The 3,235-nt window shown below is 37.4% G+C and carries 1 protein-coding gene and 3 pseudogenes; 1 reads left to right on the forward strand and 3 read right to left on the reverse strand.

Annotation, left to right across the window (positions count from 1 at the left end; translation table 11 throughout):
• Positions 1-185 precede the first annotated feature (185 nt).
• Positions 186-305: pseudogene (locus BFF42_RS13820) on the reverse strand (IS66-like element accessory protein TnpA); the annotation flags it as partial.
• Positions 306-421: 116 nt separating this feature from the next.
• On the reverse strand, positions 422-2,119 hold the full coding sequence (ospD3, locus tag BFF42_RS13830; protein WP_011310400.1) for a type III secretion system effector OspD3: 1,698 nt from the start codon (positions 2,117-2,119) through the stop codon (positions 422-424).
• A 75-nt stretch (positions 2,120-2,194) separates the two neighbouring features.
• Here ospD3 and BFF42_RS13835 point away from each other — a divergent pair.
• Positions 2,195-2,343: pseudogene (locus BFF42_RS13835) on the forward strand (IS1 family transposase); the annotation flags it as partial.
• A 103-nt stretch (positions 2,344-2,446) separates the two neighbouring features.
• Here BFF42_RS13835 and ospC1 read toward each other — a convergent pair.
• Positions 2,447-3,235 (reverse strand): annotated as a pseudogene (gene ospC1, locus BFF42_RS13840) (type 3 secretion system effector OspC1); the annotation flags it as partial.

Consider the following 3,235-nt stretch of genomic DNA (forward strand, 5'->3'; position numbering starts at 1 on the left):
GCTCCAGGTTGTGTGACATGGGAACTCATTCTGGATGGTTACTCTGAAAGCTCATATTCTGCCACACCCCGATTTGCAGCCGCCAGGCTGCCGTGGTTCACAGATAAAACACTCTCCAGGAAACCCGGGGCGGTTCACTGCGTGTCTGGGTTCGCCAGCATGAGCGGGATACCGGGGGTGGTTCACACGAACATACCACAGACAGTTGATTTTGGTACGCCCAGGCGACGTCCGGCCACAACCCGTGGTAAATGTTCTTCGAAATGAAGGCGTAAAGCTTCAGTGATCCAGGTCCGGTATTCCATACGATAGTGTCCACTTCAAAATGATGGACATTATTTTTGTGGAGCCGGAGGAAACAGACCAGACGGTTTAAATGAGCCGGTTACCTCAAATTCAGTGTATCACCACGAGATAATATTCAGCTTTTTATATTCTTCATAATTTCTAGAAAATCACTTCCATTTTTTTTGTCCAAGTGTTCTGCTATTTCTTCAGGTGTAATATTTTCATTTTTTATTATTTCCATATAAGTTTTTATTGCCTCAAAATTCCTATTTTGAAAAGCTATAATTAATCCAGATACCCCATTTGGGCCTTCTGCTGCCAGTAATTTTGATGCCTGATGTGGAGTAAGGTCTGCAGTGTGAAGTATTTTCCCATAAGCAATAATTGTTTCTACACATCCATTATGCAAGGCTACAAACAATCCAGATAAACCATTAGAATCTTTCGCTTCTAACAGCTCTGCTTTTTTATCCAAGTTAAGTTTTGCCTCATTCAAGATATCACCATAAGCTAAGATTGCATCAGCCTGTCCATTATTCAATGCTAACAGAAGTCCGGGAACATTGTCATATCTCCTTGAGGCCAGCAAATTTACAATATCCTCTGAGTTGAGGAGAGGGGGGCTAAGAATGAGCTCACCGTATGCGCGTATAGCATCTGCATGTCCATTTTGAAGAGCAAACATTAGTCCGGGTATCTGTCTGTGTACTTCATCATAATAATAAGCGGTCAGCAAATTTTTCAGCTTATTGTATTCGATATTTATTGCTCTCTTCTTGAGAAGCCTTCCGTATGTTTTGATAGTTTCTGCATGCCCATTTTGAAGTGCTTGGGATAAACCCGATATTCGTCCTCCCATTCCTTCCGCAGTTAGTAGTTCTACCGTTTTATCAAGGTTAAGTCCAGAAGTTTCCAGGAGTTCTCCGTATGCTAAGATTGTATCTGAATGCCCATTTTGTAAAGCTAAAAGCAATCCTGACAAACCATCGTCATTTTTGGCTGCCAAAAGTAATTCTAACGTATTGTCTGAAAGGTCAGATAGTTGTACGACTCTTGTTACTTTTTGGATTAGCTCAGTCAATCCCATACGCATCGCGTGATAAATAACTTTGGGGTGAAGTAAATTATTAGGCCATCTGATTATGGAGGACATGCTTGTTGGAGTATGTCTGTCCACAAATATAGACATACCGTCGGATATAAGACCATAACATTTCTGATGTTTTTCATCAAGAAAATTATCTACAGTCAGTTTTTTTATTTTAGCTAAGTTAAATTTGTTAAACTCTGCTCGTAAATGAGTTGCTGTATGGTTGGGATCATAAAGCTGAATGACAAAATCCCCCCCATTTTTAGTTTCTTTAATCTTCAAGCCTAATGCCATATTGTGATTTGATGTACTTATTTCTAGTGCTCTGCTTTTTTCGGAATGAAAAATCATTTCATTGAAAATATAAAAAATAATATCTCCCCATGAACCGTTTTCAACAAAATAAATAATAGCAGGCACATTAATAGCCTTTTCTTCTTCACTCACTGAAACATAATTTTTAATTTCATCCGGAAAAGCAAAGTGATGATAATCCACGTGACCACTACTTTTGTTAAACTGTGCTATCCAGTAGGAAGCTAAATGTCGACAGACAATAAGTCTTCCAGAGTGATCGGTAACTTGGCAATTTAGATTTAATAAAAAACTCCTCTTGTCAGAAAAATATGGCAATTGTTTTGAGTGCAATAGAGACTGGATTGTCTCAACAGAGACGTTGTCTTTATTTATCATATTTTGCAAACATATTTTCCTTGATGGGATTAAATTTACTGATGGCATATGTATATATTCCTTTCATTGATGGGTTGTGACGCAGACTTAGTGTTGTTGTACTCTTTGCCCTTTGGATGATTGATGGCAAAGATTGATGTGGTTTGTCCCCGTTACTCTGAAACTCAGGGGGTATCCGGAACGGCCATTCCAGTTCAGGGGGGCTGCTCTATCGCTGTAAGCAGTGCCTGAAGACCTTCCAGCTCGACTACCGCTACAACGGGGCGAAACCCATCAAACTTTCCAACTATTATCACATTGAGCCATACTGACAATAAACAATATATCGATATTTTGTGCAAATACTGCCTTTTGCTAAACGATATTCAATTTTGATTAAATATATTTATTGTCAGATGTTGCACCATATTTCAATAATAGTTTTATCATTTCTGCATTCTCATATTTTATTGCGTTATCCAACATACAATCCCCACTATTAGTTTTTTTGAACTTTGTGTTTACATCAACCAATCCCTTATTGATAAAATACTCAAGTACTTTACAGCTTGAATTATGAGCGCTAAGTAGATACTCAATATCATACAACTCATGCTTTATGGAAATAACATCTTGTCTAGTTATCTCAAAATTAGATAATATATATAAGGCGACATCCTCTTTTTGATTAGTAATCGAAAGAAAAAGAGTCTGGAGAGCAATTTTTTTGTTAGTGACCTGCTTGTTAATTTCTTCGTAATTAGATGCTGTAACAGCCTCCTCTAAGGATATTTCTCTAATCTTAACTTTTTTGAAGTTTTCTGTACTTACCATCCTAGGTATATGGTACTCTGGCTGAAAAACAAAGTTTATGATTCTATCCAGATCCACAGGGGCAAGATTTTTTCCATAGCAAAACTCCTTGAAGCTTTGGTCTTCACTTTTTCTAATAAAGTCAATCAGGTATAATCCGAGCCCTAACTTCATATCTTTAGTATTGAATATTGGTACATCTATAATTCCTTTACTTCCATGTACGTATCGACTAACTTCTTTATTAACCTCTGAAAATTTATCTAAAAATGATTGGTGCTCATGGTAAAAAACAGGTGGAATAGCATTATCAAAGTGATCGGTTAATGTCATATATCCATATGGAGAGTCATGATCAATGATATACGCATT

The sequence above is a fragment of the Shigella sp. FC1661 genome (genome assembly GCF_001712525.1).
In the GTDB taxonomy this organism is placed as follows: domain Bacteria; phylum Pseudomonadota; class Gammaproteobacteria; order Enterobacterales; family Enterobacteriaceae; genus Escherichia; species Escherichia coli.